Here is a 16,393-nt window from a genome sequence, read left to right as displayed (position 1 = left end):
TTAAATCTCCTCCTCAGATTTTTTTACTATAATTTTCATGCTGTCAACCTCCGAAACAATGACTTTTGCCCCTTTATCTATGAATTCGCCTTGAGATTGAGCATTTGTTCTCTTGCCGTCAATTGTCACTACGCCGGAAGGTCTGAGAGGCGTTTCCGCAACACCTGTTTTTCCTATAAAAGAAACATCCTTTTCGGAGCTTGTATAGCCTTCTTCTTGTTTTTGCTCTGTATCTAATATAAGAAATTTCATATACTTACTTCCATAACCTAGTTTATACATCATTACAATTACTAATACAAGTATCGCTATTGTGGCAATGATAAGCAATAAAGCCTCATATATGCTTGAAGTGATCATTGCCACACTGATAATAACACATATTATCCCCGATACTCCTGCCACTCCAAAACCGGGCATCAAACCTTCAATAGCAAGCAGCACCAATCCAAGCACATATAGAAAAACCGTCAGCGCATTCCAATCGCCAAACAAAACATTTACCCCCTTTAGATTCATCGAGTCGATTATAAACTCAATTATAAAGTTTATAATATATTAATATTATTATACACCAGTCTTATAACCATTTCTATTAATAATATATTTTTACTACTTCTTTTCCGAATAAATCTAATTTTTCTGCCAGCAACTCCAGAATTTCCGTCTTTATACCTAAAGCATCTGAAAATTCTTGTTTTTTATGCGCCGGATTAACCGCCCTTCCAATATAAATGTTTATATGAGTATATCTATCAAGCAGCATTCTTGTAAGCTTAGATGCACCGTCATTATATCTATATATAAAATTGTATTGCTCCATAGCACCTTTATTGATATCTTTAAGATTTTTCAATACTTTGTTTAAAGTAATAATACCTTCTGTAACGAGATCAATTCCTGAGATATATGCTATAGGAGGTATATCAGGGCTTTCATATTCCAAAACAGTTTTTATGGGCTTTTTTATGCATCTGCTGACAATATTTGCAGTAGTTCCGCCGCAAACAACCTTGGCTCCGGGGCAATCCATAAAGGACTTGACTGCAGCAGCATCCATAGAGGGATCAGAAGGAGGACCTGCCATTATTGATAAATGGCTTGGCTGTCTGATCTCTGCAGCTACAATGGTGGTATCATCTCCCGGCTCACCTTGATAGAAGCTGCTGCAAGCGCTTATTATCTGTCCTGCCAGCATATTTACGGAAGGATTTTTCCTAACGTTTTTTTGTATATACTCCAGCACATTGTCATATTGCCATCCCATATTCAGTATTTTGCCTACTCCCGCATGAACTACGCCATCGCTGAACATGACAAAAATATCCTCTTTAAATATTTGCAATTCTGACTCTCTGATCCTTTTTCCATGAATGATTCTTTCTTCCCAAGGCAGGCTAACAGCTTCCCCGCCTCTGAAAAATGCTATGGAAGGATTGTCGAATTCTACTATATAAGCATGTCCATCATTAAATATTTGTAATATGGTAAATGTAGAATATGCCACTTGCCTTACACTGCATATGGGAAGAGTCTGTGTAATAGTATCAACGGCCTCATCAATGGAAGCCCCTTCTTTAAGCATAGTACCAATTATTTTAGATGTAAGCGTTGCCAGAATGTTGGCTTTCACACCACTCCCTAAACCGTCCGACAGTATAATTATTACGGACTCCCTTGTCCTTATTACTTCAACCTTATCACCGCAAAGCTCTTCATTGTGCTTGTTTAAGCTGCGTACAGACACGTCAACAAAAAATGCCATTTAACTTTCCTCACTCTTCAACATAATATCCTTTAGCTTGCTTAACGAAACCTTTGTCTCCGCCGTGGTTTCGCCCAAAAGGCTAGCTATTTGCTGTGCTACATACATTTGTTTATCTATTACATCTTGAGCCAGCTTAATAGATTCGTTCTTGACCTTGAAATCTTTTTCTTTTTGCTTTTCTTCCTCCGTTATATCTTTAAAAATGCCTAAAATAAGCCCATGCTCGTTCAAACGTACTATTGTGGCTTGGGTTCTTATTCCGTAATTATCAAAGCTGATTTTCTTAGTGATCAAGCTCTCGCCCGATTCCATTAAGCATATGAATTCATATACATCAAAATAATCATAGGCTTTTTTTCCTATTATATCAGCTCGGCTAAGGCCGAACATCTTTTCGGCAGATTTATTAAATTCCTGTATCTCAAAATCTTCGTTTATTGCCATTATTACATTAGGGGTGTTGCTTATTATTATGTTCGAAATAGATTCTGCTCTTTCCTTCATATAAGGAAGGCACATATACAACTCTGCTTTTCCCTGATATACCGCTATGGCTTTCTCTCTGCATGAATTATATCCGCATGCACCGCAGTTAAATTCTTTCTCCTTGCCGGGTTTCCCTATTTTCTTCAATATTCCTCTTATCTCATCTTCAGTGGGCATTTTAGCATCAGGCGATTTCCCTGAAAATACCTTGTCCAGCTTTATTTTATCACCCTTGTTTTTATTCGCAGCCCGGCTTTTAACCGCAAATTCGATGAGTTTCCTTCTTTCCTCAAGAATCCCTTTCTTTAATTTATTGCATCCTGAACCATTGAGACAGCCACCCCTGCAAGCATTCATTTCTAAAAAAGCACCTTTAATCCCTTTGCCTGAAGAAAGATATTCCAATATATCCATGCATTCATCTATTCCATCTATACTCATAGTTTTTTGAATTTCCCGATCTAATCCCATGCTCATGAGCACGCCACCGGGCATGGGATAAAATCTGCTGCTTCCTGGTTCTTCATTATCAAGCTCCGCTTCCCGGCATTGGGATATATCTATATTTTCCTCTTCAAACCACTGATAAAGCTCATCATAGGTCAATACAGCATCGACAAATCCTTCACATTGCGGCTCTTCACTCTCATGCTTCTTAGCCACACAAGGACCTATAAATATAACCTTGGCATCCATTCCCCTTCTCTTCTTTATCATCTTGCCATGAGCTATCATAGGTGATACTACCTCAGCCATATTGCCGACCACATGAGGATAGTATGTTTGAATCAAATAATTAATAGTCGGGCAAGCTGTGGAAATAACATTCTCTCCGGGCTTGGCTTCCACAATCTCTTTATACTTTTGTGAAACCAGCCTGGCGCCTGCTGCAGTTTCTTCAACAGCAGAAAATCCGAGTTTTTTAATCGCTCCTATCAATCTTTCCGGGCTATCGGTCAGGGAAATAAATGATGGAGCAAGGCTTGCAATAACTGTAAAACCCTGAGAAATAAACTCTTTGACTTTTCCGATATCACTTCTGATATACTTTGCATTCTGAGGGCATATTTTTAAACAAGTGCCGCATACAATGCACATATCCTCTATGATTTGAGCCTGTTGATCCTTAATCCTTATCGCTTTAACAGGGCAGTGTCTGACACATTTATAACAGTTTTTACAATCAGTTTTTGACAGTTTTATTGCATTCATATTATTCACTCTCCAGAATAAATGTCCTAAAAAAACTTTCCACATTTTGAGGATTAACGCTATTGATATATCTATCTCCTACCTTGATTACAACACCATCAGCGCAATGTCCGAGACAGAAGGATGCCTTTAAGTCCACTTGTTCATCCATAGAATATCTGGCTATAAGCTCTTGCAGGCTCTTTATCACCTTGTATGAACCCTTAATATGACATGAACTTCCTATACAAACACTAATCTCTATCATTTCTTCACTTCCTGTCAGTTACTGTAGTTAATTATTTAACAATTATATTGTAACAATTATCTCCCCATCTTGTCTATAGTTGAACGAGACTTCATTCAGAAGGGGATCGCACACCCACTGAATCTTAATTCAGTGATTAATAGATTTTACATTTTGAGCTAAAAGAAAAGCCTCATTGAAATATTTAATAAATCAACAAGGCTTTTCTTGCAAAGTTCTTAAGTTCCAGTGCTTATTAAGGAAATCCAAACTTTTTTATGCATTATTATAAAACCTGAAATCTATAGATTTCAGGTTTATTAATCAGAATTAATCTAAATGCTTTTTAACTAATTCATTTACCAATCTTCCATCTGCCCTGCCTTTGGTCTTAGGTAAAAGAGCCTTCATCACCTTTCCAATATCCTTGGCACTTTGAGCTCCAACTTCAAATATTGTTTGTGAAACAATGCTGTCTAACTCATCTTCACTAAGCTGCTGAGGAAGGTAGGCCATCAAAATATCAATTTCCCTTTTTAAATCCTCCACCAGGTCAGGTCTATTGCCTTTTTCGAATTCCGGTATGGAATCCTTTCTTTGCTTTACAGCCTTTGCAATAACTTCAAGAATAGCTTCATCATCCAGTTCTGTCTTTTTATCCTTTTCAATCTGAAGTATTCCTGCCCTCACCATAGTGATGGCATTTTTTCTTAAGGTGTCTTTATCTTTCATTGCAGCCTTCATATCATCCAGTAAAACTTGCTTTAGAGACATTTAAACCATCCTTTTTATATAAAACTTTATTTAAATTTTCTCTTTCTAGCTGCTTCAGATTTCTTTTTTCTTTTTACACTAGGCTTCTCATAATGTTCTCTTTTTCTAACTTCAGCCAGCACTCCAGCTCTAGCACATTTTTTCTTGAAACGTCTCAATGCGCTTTCCAAAGATTCATTTTCACCAACTTTAATTTCAGACATCTAACTCACCCTCCCTCCGCTGGTAACAATCACTAGGTTAAATTTAACTGCATAAAAAGTGGGATAAATTAAACACATATTTTATTATACAGTACATGCTAATCAGGTGTCAATAAAAGGTTTGACTAATTTAACCGGGAGGCCATTGCAAAAGCCTGCCGCCTAAAAGGTGAAAATGTATGTGGGGAACTGTTTGTCCTCCATTCTCTCCGATGTTGTTTACTACTCTGAAACCTTTTTCATCAATGTTCAGATCTTTTGCAAGCTTAGAAGCGACCTTGAAAACATGACTTATCAGCAGATATCCATCTTCATTTAGATCCATAATAGATCGGACATGAGTTTTGGGGACAATGAGCACGTGAACCGGAGCTTCCGGGTTAATATCGTTAAATGCCAGCACCTTATCATCCTCATATACCTTGCTGCATGGTATTTCACCCTTTATTATTTTACAAAAGATACAGTTTTCCATAAAAATATATCACCTCCCTAAATAGGCTTAGAGAATTATTCAACAAAACATTTAAAAATCCTTCTAGATACTAAATCTTTTCCAAAATTCCCAACATCATGTCTTTATTTATGCCTTTAATTTTTGTGCTAATTATCTTACCCTTAATATCATATGCAGTCTCAGCCATTACTCTTATATAATTATCTGTCAATCCTTCATAATAATTGCTGTTTTCATCGATTTTTTGCTCAAAAAGTACATTTAAAGATTTACCTATAAAGCTATTCATAAACTTCATTTGATTTTCTTTTGCAATATTGAATATAATCTTGCTTCTCTCTTCCTTAACCTGCGCGCTGACCTGCCCTTTAAACTTTGCAGCCGGGGTTCCTTTTCGGGGTGAAAATTTAAAAATGTGCATGCTGCTGAAGGAAACTTCTTTAACAAATTGGACAGTTTTTTCAAACTCCTCTTGTGTCTCTCCCGGAAATCCTACGATTATATCTGTTGTTATGCCTACTTCAGGATATATGCTTCTCAATTTTTTTACAACTTCCATGTACTCCTGTGTGGTGTACTTCCTGTTCATCCTCTTCAATGTCTCATCACAGCCGCTTTGCAATGACAAATGAAAATGCCTGCAAAGCTTGTTCAGATGAGGAAGTCTTCTCAAAAAATCATCATCAAAGGTTTTAGGCTCAACAGAGCTCATTCTAAGCCTTTCAATGCCATCCACATCATGGACCATTTGTATTATATCTATCAGCCCGATATCGCCCAGATCTCTTCCATAAGACCCCACATGAATGCCTGTTAATACTACTTCTTTATATCCGCTGTCAGCCAGAATCTTAACCTCTTCTATTATGCTATCCGGTTTCCTGCTTCTGATATGACCTCTGGCATAGGGTATTATGCAGTATGTGCAGTATTGTTCACAGCCTTCCTGAATCTTTATGAAAGCTCTGGAGCGGCTTTTATAGTGCTTAATATTCATATCTTCAAATTCTTCTATCTCCATTATATCTCCCACAACACTGATCTTGTCTTCAACGTTTTGAGCATCTTCCACCAGCTGTACTATTTTGGAACGTTCATTTGTTCCCAGAACTAGCCTTACCCCATCTATGCCTAAAATTTCATCAGAGGCGATTTGAGAATAACATCCGACCACTGCAATAAAAGCCTTTGGATTATATTCCAAAGCTCTCCTTATTATCTGCCTGGATTTCCTATCTCCCATATTGGTTACAGTGCATGTATTTATTATATAAATATCTGAATAGCCATCATATTCTACTATCTCATAGCCCGCATTTTCAAATGCTTCTATCATGGCTTCGGTTTCATATTGATTGACCTTGCAACCCAAAGTATAAAAAGCTACTTTATTCAATGTTTTTCCTCCAGTCTTGATTTTACGTCAATAATTACTTTACTAACAAACTCTAAGTTCCTTCACAATCCGCTCTTATATCAGTCAGCAAAGCAGTACCTGGTTCACGCAATCCTCTGACCCAAAAGGAATAATACCCTAACATTTCTGAGTTCTGAGCTCTAAATCCTGAGTTCTAATATTGCATCTCATCAAATTCATACATTATACAGCTTAAAACAGCAGAGCCTGCGGTTTCGGTTCTTAATATTCTAGGTCCAAGCGTAACAGGGACAACGCCTTTGTCTAATGCTGACTTTATCTCAAAATCTTCATATCCGCCCTCCGGTCCGATAAAGATTCCAATACTTTCTGCTTTTTTACCATGAATACTCATTTTTAGATTATTATTTTTCTCCAATTCGTAAGGTATTAGAGATATGTCAAGCTCCGCAGCTTCTGCCAAAGACTCATAGAAGCTTCTAGGCATGTCAATTTTAGGTATAATGCCTCTGCCGCTTTGCTTGGCTGCTTCCTCGGCAATTCTTTGCCATCTCTCAACCTTTTTTATTCCATCCTTTTCACTTGACAGTCTAACTACGGTTCGGGCAGTTTCAACGGGTACAATCCTTCTCACGCCGATTTCCGTACACTTCTGAATGATAACGTCCATTTTAGTGCTTTTGGGAATACCCTGAAAAAGCACCGCATTTATCCCAGGCTCTCCATCAGATGCTCTGCTCTCCAGTATTCTTGTCCTAACCGCATATTTATCGATGTTTTCAATTACAACCTTATAATCCATGCCTTGACCATCACATACCACTATATCATCACCAGGCTTAACCCTTAATACCCTCGATATATGGCTGACATCGTCACCGGTAATAATTATGTTTCCCTTTTTAATATTATCCTTACTAATAAAAAATCGATGCATATTAATCCCTCTTCGCAGCTATTGCGCACCATTCACCCATCTGCTCTATTTCCAAAATATCAAATCCATGCTTTTTCAATTCTTTAATCACTTCATCCTGCCTGTCTAAGATTATGCCGGATGATATGAATACTCTCCCGGGCTTCAGGAACAACAATGCTTGAGGAGTAAAATCCATAATGATATCAGCTATTATATTGGCAACAATCAGATCCGCCTTCGCTGATGCTGCATCCAGGAGGTTACAATTCTTGACCTTGATTTTATCATCTTCTTTATTGACAGATACGTTCTCCGCAGCTACTTTACAAGCTACGCCATCCAAATCTACACATAAAACGCTATGAGCTCCCAATTTTGCCGCAGTTATTCCCAATATGCCTGATCCGCAGCCAACATCGTATACCTTATAGCCTTTTTTGATATAGCGTTCCAACAGCTTTATGCACATCAATGTGGTTTCATGATTTCCTGTACCAAAAGCCATGCCAGGATCGATTTCAACCACTATATCATCGTCCTGCCCGTCATAACTCTCCCAGGTAGGCTTTACCACAACCCTTTCTCCTGCCTTAAAGGGTTTAAAATACTGCTTCCAGGCTGTGGACCAATCTTCTTCTTTAACAATCCTGGTTGCCAATTCCCCTTTGCCTTTATTAAGGCCAAAATCAGATAAGGAGTCGACTCTCGATTGAATATTTTCAAGCAAAGCTGCCGAATATACGGTTTCGGGAAAATAACCCTTTACTTTAACATCTGTTCCCATGGCCTGGATCAATTCAGGTTCTACATAATCCCAATCCGTCTTATTATGATTCAGGGATATAAAATCATTGGGATCTTCTATAGCAACTCCTGCAGCGCCTTCATCCTCCAGGAGGTAAGACACTGCTTCGCTGGACTCTGTAGTGGTAAAAACACTTATCTCTATGTAATTCATATTTGCTCTCCTCAATAATAGAATAATTCAAAATACTTATCATATTATATATAATTATATATTCTTTTACAATATATTCAGATCAGAGTCCAATCCAAATTTATGAAAATAAGCAGCACCGCGTGCTGCTTATTTTCCAAAGGCATCCTTAACTTTGCCGAAAAAAGATTTGCCAAGATCGCCGGTATTCTCACCGCTTGCATCTGCAAACTGTCTGAGAAGGTCCCTTTGTTTCTCATTCAGTTTTTTGGGTATTTGAACCTTCACAGTAAAATATAAATCGCCTTTAGTGTTGCGCTTCAAATTTTGCACGCCTTGGCCTCTGAGCTTAAAGGTAGTTCCTGTTTGAGTTCCTTCTTCCAGGCTATAATCAGTATTTCCCTCTAATGTGGGCACATTGATCTTACCGCCCAAAGCTGCCTGAGCAAAGGTTACAGGCACTTCGCAGAACAGGTCTGAACCTTCCCTTTTAAATATTTTATGAGGCCTTACCTTTAGGTATATATATAAGTCCCCGTTTGGGCCGCCTTTTAGCCCTGGTTCCCCTTCACCTCTTAAGGTAAGGATAGAACCATTATCAACACCTGCAGGTACATCCAAGGTGATTTTCCTCGTTTTCCTCACTATTCCTCTTCCAAGGCAAGTGGTACATGGATTCTTTATTATTTTGCCTTCTCCGTGGCATTGTTCACAGGGGCGAACATTTACAATACGCCCAAAGGGCGAATTTTGAATATGGCGTACCTCTCCTGTGCCTCCACAGGTCTTGCAGGTTTCTGCACCGCTTCCATCTTTAGCCCCGGTGCCACTGCATACCGTACAGGTCTCATTTCTGGCGATATTTATCTCCTTCTTGGCCCCAAAAGCAGCAGCTTCAAATTCTATCTCCAGCTCATATTTCAGATCACTGCCCCTTTGAGGCCCGGATTTTCTACTCCTCCCTGAAGTAGAAAATCCAAAGCCGCCGTCTCCGAATATCGTATCAAATATATCTCCAAAGCCGCCAAAGCCGGAGAAGTTTCCAAAGCCTTCGAAGCCTCCGCCTCCAAAGCTGTTAGGATCAAAAGCAGAATGCCCGAATTGATCATACTTAGCGCGTTTATCTTTATCGCTTAATACTTCATAAGCCTCGTTAATCTCTTTAAACTTATTCTCTGCATCCTTGTTGCCTTGATTGACATCAGGATGATATTTCTTGGCCAATTTCCTGTATGCTTTTTTTATATCATCTTCAGAAGCGCTCTTATCTACTTCCAAGACCTCATAATAATCTCTTTTTGTTGCCATGCTAACACCACCTTGCAGAGGGGTAAATACTATTTATCCTCATCAACTTTATAGTCTGCATTTATAGTACCGTCATCGTTTTGTGCCCCAAAATCCTCCGGATTCGGGCTTCCTTGACCTCCGGCAGCCTGATATATCTTGGATGAAATGTCATAGAAAACCTTAGTAAGTTGTTCGGTGGCTTCCTTAATGCGGCCATTATCTGTACCCTTCAAAGCTTCCTTCAGATTATTCAAGTCAGCTTCAATCTTTGATTTATCTTCCTGGCTTAATTTATCGCCCAAATCTTTAAGCGATTTTTCTGTCTGATATATCAAGCTGTCTGCCTGATTTCTTATTTCAACCTCTTCTTTTCTCTGCTTATCCTCGGCTGCATGCTTTTCAGCTTCTTTTACGGCTCTGTCTATTTCATCATTTGAGAGGTTGGAGCTTGCAGTTATCGTAACCTTTTGCTCATTGCCGGTTCCCAGATCCTTGGCCGATACATGAACTATGCCATTTGCATCTATGTCAAAAGTAACTTCAATTTGAGGTATTCCTCTTGGTGCAGGAGCTATGCCTGTCAGTTGGAATCTTCCTAAGGTTTTGTTGTAGGAAGCCATCTCTCTTTCACCCTGAAGAACATGGATTTCTACGCTTGTCTGTCCATCGGCAGCTGTCGAGAATATTTGACTCTTTTTAGTCGGTATTGTCGTATTTCTTTCAATCAGCTTGGTGAATACTCCGCCAAGAGTTTCAATACCCAAAGACAGCGGAGTTACATCCAGCAGCAATACATCCTTAACCTCTCCTGTCAATACAGCGGCCTGTATTGCAGCACCCAGCGCAACACACTCATCCGGATTTATACCTTTATAGGGTTCCTTGCCGGTCAGCCTCTTAACCGCGTCTTGAACAGCGGGTATTCTTGTGGAACCTCCGACCAATATCACTTTATTGATCTTATCAACTGACAAGCCTGCGTCTGACAAAGCTTTTCTTGCCGGTTCCATAGTAGCTTCAACAAGATCATGTGTCAGTTCATCAAACTTTGCTCTTGTCAAGTTGACATCCAAATGCTTCGGACCGGTTGCATCTGCGGTTATAAACGGCAGGTTTATATTTGTCTGAACTACGCTGGAAAGCTCAATTTTAGCTTTTTCTGCAGCTTCTTTCAATCTTTGCATTGCCATTTTATCATTTCTGAGATCTATCCCATATTCTTTTTTAAACTCATCTGCCATATAATTCATGACTCTTGCGTCAAAGTCATCCCCGCCAAGCTTGTTATTCCCGCTGGTTGCCAAAACCTCAAAGACTCCATCGCCCAGTTCCAGCAGGGATACATCAAAGGTTCCGCCGCCTAAGTCAAATACCAATATTTTCTGGCTTTCTTCCTTTTCCAAACCATAGGCCAGTGCAGCAGCAGTAGGCTCGTTGATTATTCTCAATACCTCCAGGCCTGCAATCTTGCCCGCATCCTTAGTTGCTTGCCTTTGGCTGTCGCTAAAATATGCCGGAACTGTGATAACAGCTTGGTTAACAGTTTCTCCTAAGTAAGCTTCGGCATCCTGCTTAAGCTTCGAAAGTATTATTGCCGATATTTCAGGCGGGGTATAATCTTTTCCATCTATATTAACCTTGTGATTGCTTCCCATTTCTCTTTTGATAGACATAACCGTCCTATCAGGATTTGTTATCGCCTGCCTTTTGGCGACCTGACCAACAAGCCTTTCACCGTTTTTTGAGAAACCAACTATAGAAGGAGTTGTTCTGTTGCCTTCTGCATTTGGTATTACTACAGGCTCACCGCCTTCCATAACAGCTACACAAGAGTTGGTAGTACCTAAATCGATACCAATGACCTTTCCCATTTATATTCATCCTCCTAAAAAAATTTTACATTATATTTAATTCTTAATCGCTACTTTAACCATTGACGGCCTGATAACTTTTGTTTTGAGCATATAGCCTTTTTGAAAAATTTCCTTTACCTGATTTTCATCTTCCTCATCGGCCTCCACCTGCATTACAGCATGATGTCTGTTAGGGTCGAACTCACAGTTTAAAGCCTCGATTTCCTCCAGACCGTTCTTGTTCAGGGTCATCAGAAAATCCTTATAAATCATGTCCAAGCCTTCAACATACTTGCTGTCCAGATCTCCTGCTTTAAAAGAATCTATAGCTCTTTCAAAGTTGTCTATTATAGGGAGAAGCTGGCACATAATGTCTTCTAAGGCATTAAAGAACATTTCTTCTCTTTCCTTTGATACCCTTTTCCTGTAATTGTCAAAATCCGCCTGGAGCCTCAAATTTTTATCCTTGCACTCCTCTATAGCAGCTTCGCATTCCTTAATCTTATCTTCCCTAGCCTTAATCTCTTCTTTCAGCCTTTCATTTTCATCCGACAAATCTTCATTTTGCCGTTCACAATTCACTTCCTCATTTTGCATGTCGAGATTATCCTTATTCTTCAAATCATTGTCCTGCTTTTTTTTCATCTTTCAGCCCACCCATCAATCATATTATTTAAAATATTTTACCTATGTTTTAATTATCTGTGTCAAAATATCATTGAGGTTTTGTGTCAAGCAATCCACTATTGAAATAACCTTGGAATATTTCATTCTTGTAGGACCCAATACTCCTATCGATCCTATTATCCTGCCGTTATAACTGTATGTTGCAGTGATCAAGCTGCAGTCCTTCAGCTGGTGAACCTTATTTTCCTTGCCTATAATAACAGTAGTATCCTTAGATACATCGTTCAATATATCAAACAGCAGCTCATTTTCGTCAAGAATATTTAAAAAGTCCTTGGCTTTTTGTATATCGTTACATTCAGGCAGTTCAAGCAGATTAGCCGCTCCATCATAATATATCTCTGCTCTTTCCGAATACTTGAGGGCTTGCAATAATTCCGGCAAAACCTTCGCAAATATCTGTTCATAACCGCTTATTCCATTATCCGGATCAGTAAAATCAATCCTCACCAGTTCTTCAATCGATAAGCCTAATAGCTTCTCATTTAATATCCTGGATATTTTATCAAGAGCATCAATTTCAATATCGGTTTCAGTTCTGAGCACGCTGTTTTTTATTATCCCTGCATCGGTTACAATTACAGCCAGTATATTATTGCTATCCACCTTGATGAGCTGTAAATGTTTTAAGCAGGTTTTTCTGAACTGAGGCGCCATAGCAATGGAAGCATATTTAGTCATGCCCGACAATAATTTTGATGCATGCTTAATAAGCCTGTCAATCTCGCCTATAGTATCCAGGAACTCATTCTTGATAAATTCATAATCCTGTTGATTAATGGTCTTCTGGCTCATCAATTTATCTACGTATAATCTGTATCCTTTGTCTGACGGTATTCTGCCGGCTGAAGTATGAGGCTGCTCAATATAGCCCATATCTTCCAAATCAGCCATCTCATTTCTTATAGTTGCCGGACTTATATCTGTGAGATATTTTTTGGATACTGTCCTTGAACCTACCGGCTCCGCAGTATTGATGTAATCTTCAATTATAGCCCGTAGAATAAGCTGCTTCCGGCTTCCGAGTGACATAAACCTCACCATCCTTGTTAGCACTCTTCACTACTGAGTGCTAATTCTGTTTTTAAAATATCACTGTAACATTTTTTTGTCAATAGCATTTTGAAAAATTTGTTTTCACTGCATGAATTCAACAAATACCTTATTTGATAAATCCTGGCCCTTAGCCGTCAATCTTACCCTATCATCTTGTACTACTATAAGGCTGTCTTTAATCAACTTAGATAAGGCATTGCCATATTCCTCAATGAAATGGATCCCATATTTAGCATTAAAATCAGATATGCCTATGCCTGAGTTTAATCTCAACCCCAGTATTATTGTTTCCCACATATCTTCCTTAATGCTTATATCTTCATTGCCTTCAACAGCAGCTTTCCCTGCCTCAATATTTTTTATATACTCATCCAAGCCGCTGAAGTTCCAAAATCTCTTGCCGTCAATTTTAGAATGGCTTCCGGCGCCCACACCCGCATACTCTTCGTTTCTCCAATAAATCAAATTATGCCCGCAGCAAAATCCTTCTTTGGCAAAGTTAGAAATCTCATACTGTTTTAAGCCATAATTCCTCAATACAGCTTTTGCAGCTTTATACATATCCCTATCCAGATCTTCATCAGGGATATTCAATACGCCTGATTTAATTAAAGAATGAATAGGAGTATTCTCCTCAACTATCAGACTATAGCATGATATATGTTCAGCTCCCAAGCGGCAAACATTGTCCAATGTTTCAAGCCACATATTCAAGCTTTGACCCGGAAGTGAAAACATCAGGTCAACATTTATATTATTAAAGCCCGAGCTTCTAAATAAGCTGAAGCTTCTCAAAAAATCCTCACGTTTATGAATACGCCCTATGGTATTTAGCAGTTCATCCTGCCAAGCCTGTAAGCCTATGCTTATCCGGTTTATCCCTATAGCTTTGTAAATATCTACTTTAGCTTTATCAACAGTACCGGGATTGCATTCGATCGTAATTTCTGCTTCCCTTTCAATGTTTTTTTCTATGGTTTTCATTATTTTTGCTATATTCTCGGGATTAATAATGGTGGGGGTTCCCCCACCAATAAAAATGGTTTTAAAATTATAGCTTTGCTGATCTGAATAATACTTTAATTCTCTAATCAATGCATCAATATACGCATCTTCATATATAGCCTTGTCATCATATGAGTTAAAATCGCAATAGATGCATTTCTTCTGGCAAAACGGTATATGAACATATAGTCCAATGCTTTTTTTCATATGATTCACCTAATCATTAAGCTTCAGAACCGACATAAAGGCTTCCTGTGGTAATTCCACGCTTCCAACCTGTCTCATTCTTTTCTTTCCTTCTTTTTGCTTTTCCAAGAGCTTTTTCTTTCTGGAAATATCTCCGCCGTAACATTTCGCCAGAACATCCTTTCTCAACGCCTTAACCGTTTCTCTCGCTATTATCTTTTGGCCTATGGCAGCTTGTATAGGTATTTCAAACATCTGCCTGGGAATTACATCCTTAAGCTTTTCAGCCATGGCCCTTCCCCGGTTATAGGCTTTTTCCTTGTGGACTATAAAGGATAGAGCATCAACAGTCTCCCCATTCAGCAATATATCAAGCTTAACAAGATCGGATTCTGCATACCCCTTAAGCAAATAGTCAAAGGACGCGTATCCTTTTGTCCTTGACTTCAGTGCGTCAAAGAAGTCATATATGATTTCATTCAGAGGCAGTTCATAGTTTATTATCGCTCTGGTCTCTTCCATATACTTCATATCCTTGAATATGCCCCTTCGGTTTTGACACAATTCCATTATTGTTCCCACATATTCGGTAGGAGCCATAATAGAAGCCTCCACTATAGGTTCTTCCATATATTCTATCTCTGAGGGAGATGGCATATTTGTAGGATTCGATACTTCCGCCATTTCTCCATTGGTTTTCATTATATGGTAAATTACGCTGGGAGCGGTTGTGACCAGATCCAGATTATATTCTCTTTCCAGCCTTTCTTGAATGATCTCCATATGAAGAAGTCCCAAGAAGCCGCATCTGAAACCAAATCCCAAAGCTACGGAAACTTCAGGCTCAAACAGTAAGGCTGCGTCATTGAGCTGCAGCTTTTCCAATGCATCTCTTAAATCATTATAATCTGCTCCATCAGCAGGGTAAATACCGCAGTAAACCATTGGAGTTACTTTTCGATAGCCGGGCAAAGGTGAAAGACATGGGTTTTGTGCATTTGTTATTGTATCGCCGACATGTACGTCTCTTACATTTTTAATGCTTCCTGTTATATATCCTACTTCACCTGCCAGCAATTCGCTGCAAGGCGCCATTGCGGGCTTTAATGTTCCCACTTCTACAACCTCATATACAGCCCCGTTGGACATCATTTTTATATTCATTCCCGGGCTTACTTTACCGTCAAAAACTCTTATATAGGCAATCACACCTTTGTAGCTGTCATATAACGAGTCAAATATCAAAGCCTTTAAAGGTTCATCCTCGTCTCCGCTTGGATGAGGTATATACTTTATTATTCCTTCCAAAACTTCCTCTATCCCTATACCTTCCTTAGCAGATATAAGAGCCGCGTTTTCCGCATCCAGGCCTATTACATCTTCTATCTCTTTCTTAACAAATTCAGGGTCTGCACTTGGCAGATCGATCTTATTGATCACCGGGTACAGTTCAAGATTATTGTCTAAAGCCAGATATACATTAGCCAGAGTCTGAGCTTCTATTCCCTGGGTAGCATCTACGATTACTATTGCTCCTTCGCATGCTGCCAGGCTTCTCGATACCTCATAAGTAAAATCAACATGTCCCGGAGTATCTATGAGATTGAATATATATTCTTCTCCATTCTTTGCCTTATAATTGAGCTTGACAGATGTAAGCTTAATAGTAATGCCTCTCTCTCTTTCTAGATCCATATTATCTAAAACCTGAGATTCCATGTCCCTTACCGCTATTACTCCGGTTTTCTCAATCAATCTATCTGCAAGGGTTGATTTGCCATGATCTATATGGGCAATAATGCAAAAATTTCTTATGTGTTTTTGCCTGTCCTTTATCATATGGACTCCTCCTTATACAACTAAACAAATATAATTTAAAATCTTTTAAATTATAGCATAAATCATTTTACCATAAAAGTATATAATATGTAATCCCATAAAACATATAGGCCCTTG

16 protein-coding genes are annotated in these 16,393 nt (G+C 38.8%); all 16 read right to left on the bottom strand.

All coding sequences use genetic code 11. The annotated features are described in order from the left end of the window. Positions 1 to 495, bottom strand: coding sequence for an NfeD family protein (locus tag AC4HCY_RS11200; RefSeq protein ID WP_323430498.1), 495 nt, complete (start codon positions 493 to 495; stop codon positions 1 to 3). Positions 496 to 595: 100 nt separating this feature from the next. Continuing rightward, on the bottom strand, positions 596 to 1,765 hold the full coding sequence (locus AC4HCY_RS11195; RefSeq protein ID WP_323430499.1) for a SpoIIE family protein phosphatase: 1,170 nt from the start codon (positions 1,763 to 1,765) through the stop codon (positions 596 to 598). Next, positions 1,766 to 3,466: a [Fe-Fe] hydrogenase large subunit C-terminal domain-containing protein gene (locus AC4HCY_RS11190; RefSeq protein ID WP_491094287.1), complete on the bottom strand. Its 1,701-nt coding sequence runs from the start codon at positions 3,464 to 3,466 to the stop codon at positions 1,766 to 1,768. Between the two features lies 1 nt (position 3,467). Next, on the bottom strand, positions 3,468 to 3,713 hold the full coding sequence (locus AC4HCY_RS11185; protein WP_323430501.1) for a (2Fe-2S) ferredoxin domain-containing protein: 246 nt from the start codon (positions 3,711 to 3,713) through the stop codon (positions 3,468 to 3,470). Positions 3,714 to 4,022: 309 nt separating this feature from the next. Continuing rightward, positions 4,023 to 4,466 carry a GatB/YqeY domain-containing protein gene (locus tag AC4HCY_RS11180; protein WP_255228383.1) on the bottom strand — a complete coding sequence of 148 codons (444 nt, stop codon included), beginning with the start codon at positions 4,464 to 4,466 and terminating at the stop codon, positions 4,023 to 4,025. 26 nt (positions 4,467 to 4,492) lie between these two features. Then, positions 4,493 to 4,669, bottom strand: a complete 177-nt coding sequence (gene rpsU, locus AC4HCY_RS11175) for a 30S ribosomal protein S21 (protein ID WP_255228384.1) — start codon at positions 4,667 to 4,669, stop codon at positions 4,493 to 4,495. A 130-nt stretch (positions 4,670 to 4,799) separates the two neighbouring features. Next, complete coding sequence (locus tag AC4HCY_RS11170; protein ID WP_255228385.1) at positions 4,800 to 5,144, bottom strand: histidine triad nucleotide-binding protein; 345 nt, start codon at positions 5,142 to 5,144, stop codon at positions 4,800 to 4,802. Between the two features lie 70 nt (positions 5,145 to 5,214). Beyond that, complete coding sequence (gene mtaB / locus AC4HCY_RS11165) at positions 5,215 to 6,522, bottom strand: tRNA (N(6)-L-threonylcarbamoyladenosine(37)-C(2))-methylthiotransferase MtaB (RefSeq protein ID WP_491094286.1); 1,308 nt, start codon at positions 6,520 to 6,522, stop codon at positions 5,215 to 5,217. 175 nt (positions 6,523 to 6,697) lie between these two features. Beyond that, positions 6,698 to 7,441 (bottom strand): 16S rRNA (uracil(1498)-N(3))-methyltransferase, encoded by a 744-nt coding sequence (locus tag AC4HCY_RS11160; protein ID WP_491094285.1) that lies wholly within the window; start codon positions 7,439 to 7,441, stop codon positions 6,698 to 6,700. Between the two features lies 1 nt (position 7,442). After that, entirely contained in the window at positions 7,443 to 8,381 is a 939-nt protein-coding gene (gene prmA / locus AC4HCY_RS11155) for a 50S ribosomal protein L11 methyltransferase (RefSeq protein WP_491094284.1), read from the bottom strand. A 129-nt stretch (positions 8,382 to 8,510) separates the two neighbouring features. Further along, positions 8,511 to 9,668: a molecular chaperone DnaJ gene (gene dnaJ, locus AC4HCY_RS11150; RefSeq protein ID WP_323430505.1), complete on the bottom strand. Its 1,158-nt coding sequence runs from the start codon at positions 9,666 to 9,668 to the stop codon at positions 8,511 to 8,513. Positions 9,669 to 9,697: 29 nt separating this feature from the next. Further along, positions 9,698 to 11,521, bottom strand: coding sequence for a molecular chaperone DnaK (dnaK, locus tag AC4HCY_RS11145; protein WP_323430506.1), 1,824 nt, complete (start codon positions 11,519 to 11,521; stop codon positions 9,698 to 9,700). A gap of 36 nt (positions 11,522 to 11,557) precedes the next feature. Beyond that, on the bottom strand, positions 11,558 to 12,148 hold the full coding sequence (gene grpE / locus AC4HCY_RS11140) for a nucleotide exchange factor GrpE (RefSeq protein ID WP_323430507.1): 591 nt from the start codon (positions 12,146 to 12,148) through the stop codon (positions 11,558 to 11,560). Between the two features lie 42 nt (positions 12,149 to 12,190). Beyond that, positions 12,191 to 13,222 (bottom strand): heat-inducible transcriptional repressor HrcA, encoded by a 1,032-nt coding sequence (gene hrcA, locus AC4HCY_RS11135; protein ID WP_323430508.1) that lies wholly within the window; start codon positions 13,220 to 13,222, stop codon positions 12,191 to 12,193. A gap of 105 nt (positions 13,223 to 13,327) precedes the next feature. Further along, the gene (hemW, locus tag AC4HCY_RS11130) at positions 13,328 to 14,458 is read right to left on the bottom strand and encodes a radical SAM family heme chaperone HemW (RefSeq protein WP_323430509.1); all 1,131 of its coding nucleotides are present in this window, start codon (positions 14,456 to 14,458) and stop codon (positions 13,328 to 13,330) included. Positions 14,459 to 14,467: 9 nt separating this feature from the next. Further along, on the bottom strand, positions 14,468 to 16,276 hold the full coding sequence (gene lepA, locus AC4HCY_RS11125; RefSeq protein WP_491094283.1) for a translation elongation factor 4: 1,809 nt from the start codon (positions 16,274 to 16,276) through the stop codon (positions 14,468 to 14,470). Positions 16,277 to 16,393: the final 117 nt, after the last annotated feature.

It is taken from the genome of Lutispora sp. QWL-02 (genome assembly GCF_058315355.1).
This window is presented reverse-complemented; position numbering and strand designations above follow the sequence as displayed.

What these genes read in the sequence shown, in the direction of transcription:
- AC4HCY_RS11195 (WP_323430499.1), bottom strand. Translation starts at nt 1,765, where the DNA reads ATGGCATTTTTTGTTGACGTGTCTGTACGCAGCTTAAACAAGCACAAT.
- prmA (WP_491094284.1), bottom strand. Translation starts at nt 8,381, where the DNA reads ATGAATTACATAGAGATAAGTGTTTTTACCACTACAGAGTCCAGCGAA.
- hrcA (WP_323430508.1), bottom strand. Translation starts at nt 13,222, where the DNA reads ATGTCACTCGGAAGCCGGAAGCAGCTTATTCTACGGGCTATAATTGAA.
- AC4HCY_RS11185 (WP_323430501.1), bottom strand. Translation starts at nt 3,713, where the DNA reads ATGATAGAGATTAGTGTTTGTATAGGAAGTTCATGTCATATTAAGGGT.
- dnaJ (WP_323430505.1), bottom strand. Translation starts at nt 9,668, where the DNA reads ATGGCAACAAAAAGAGATTATTATGAGGTCTTGGAAGTAGATAAGAGC.
- rpsU (WP_255228384.1), bottom strand. Translation starts at nt 4,669, where the DNA reads ATGTCTGAAATTAAAGTTGGTGAAAATGAATCTTTGGAAAGCGCATTG.
- lepA (WP_491094283.1), bottom strand. Translation starts at nt 16,276, where the DNA reads ATGATAAAGGACAGGCAAAAACACATAAGAAATTTTTGCATTATTGCC.
- AC4HCY_RS11160 (WP_491094285.1), bottom strand. Translation starts at nt 7,441, where the DNA reads ATGCATCGATTTTTTATTAGTAAGGATAATATTAAAAAGGGAAACATA.
- grpE (WP_323430507.1), bottom strand. Translation starts at nt 12,148, where the DNA reads ATGAAAAAAAAGCAGGACAATGATTTGAAGAATAAGGATAATCTCGAC.
- AC4HCY_RS11190 (WP_491094287.1), bottom strand. Translation starts at nt 3,466, where the DNA reads ATGAATGCAATAAAACTGTCAAAAACTGATTGTAAAAACTGTTATAAA.
- dnaK (WP_323430506.1), bottom strand. Translation starts at nt 11,521, where the DNA reads ATGGGAAAGGTCATTGGTATCGATTTAGGTACTACCAACTCTTGTGTA.
- AC4HCY_RS11180 (WP_255228383.1), bottom strand. Translation starts at nt 4,466, where the DNA reads ATGTCTCTAAAGCAAGTTTTACTGGATGATATGAAGGCTGCAATGAAA.
- hemW (WP_323430509.1), bottom strand. Translation starts at nt 14,458, where the DNA reads ATGAAAAAAAGCATTGGACTATATGTTCATATACCGTTTTGCCAGAAG.
- AC4HCY_RS11170 (WP_255228385.1), bottom strand. Translation starts at nt 5,144, where the DNA reads ATGGAAAACTGTATCTTTTGTAAAATAATAAAGGGTGAAATACCATGC.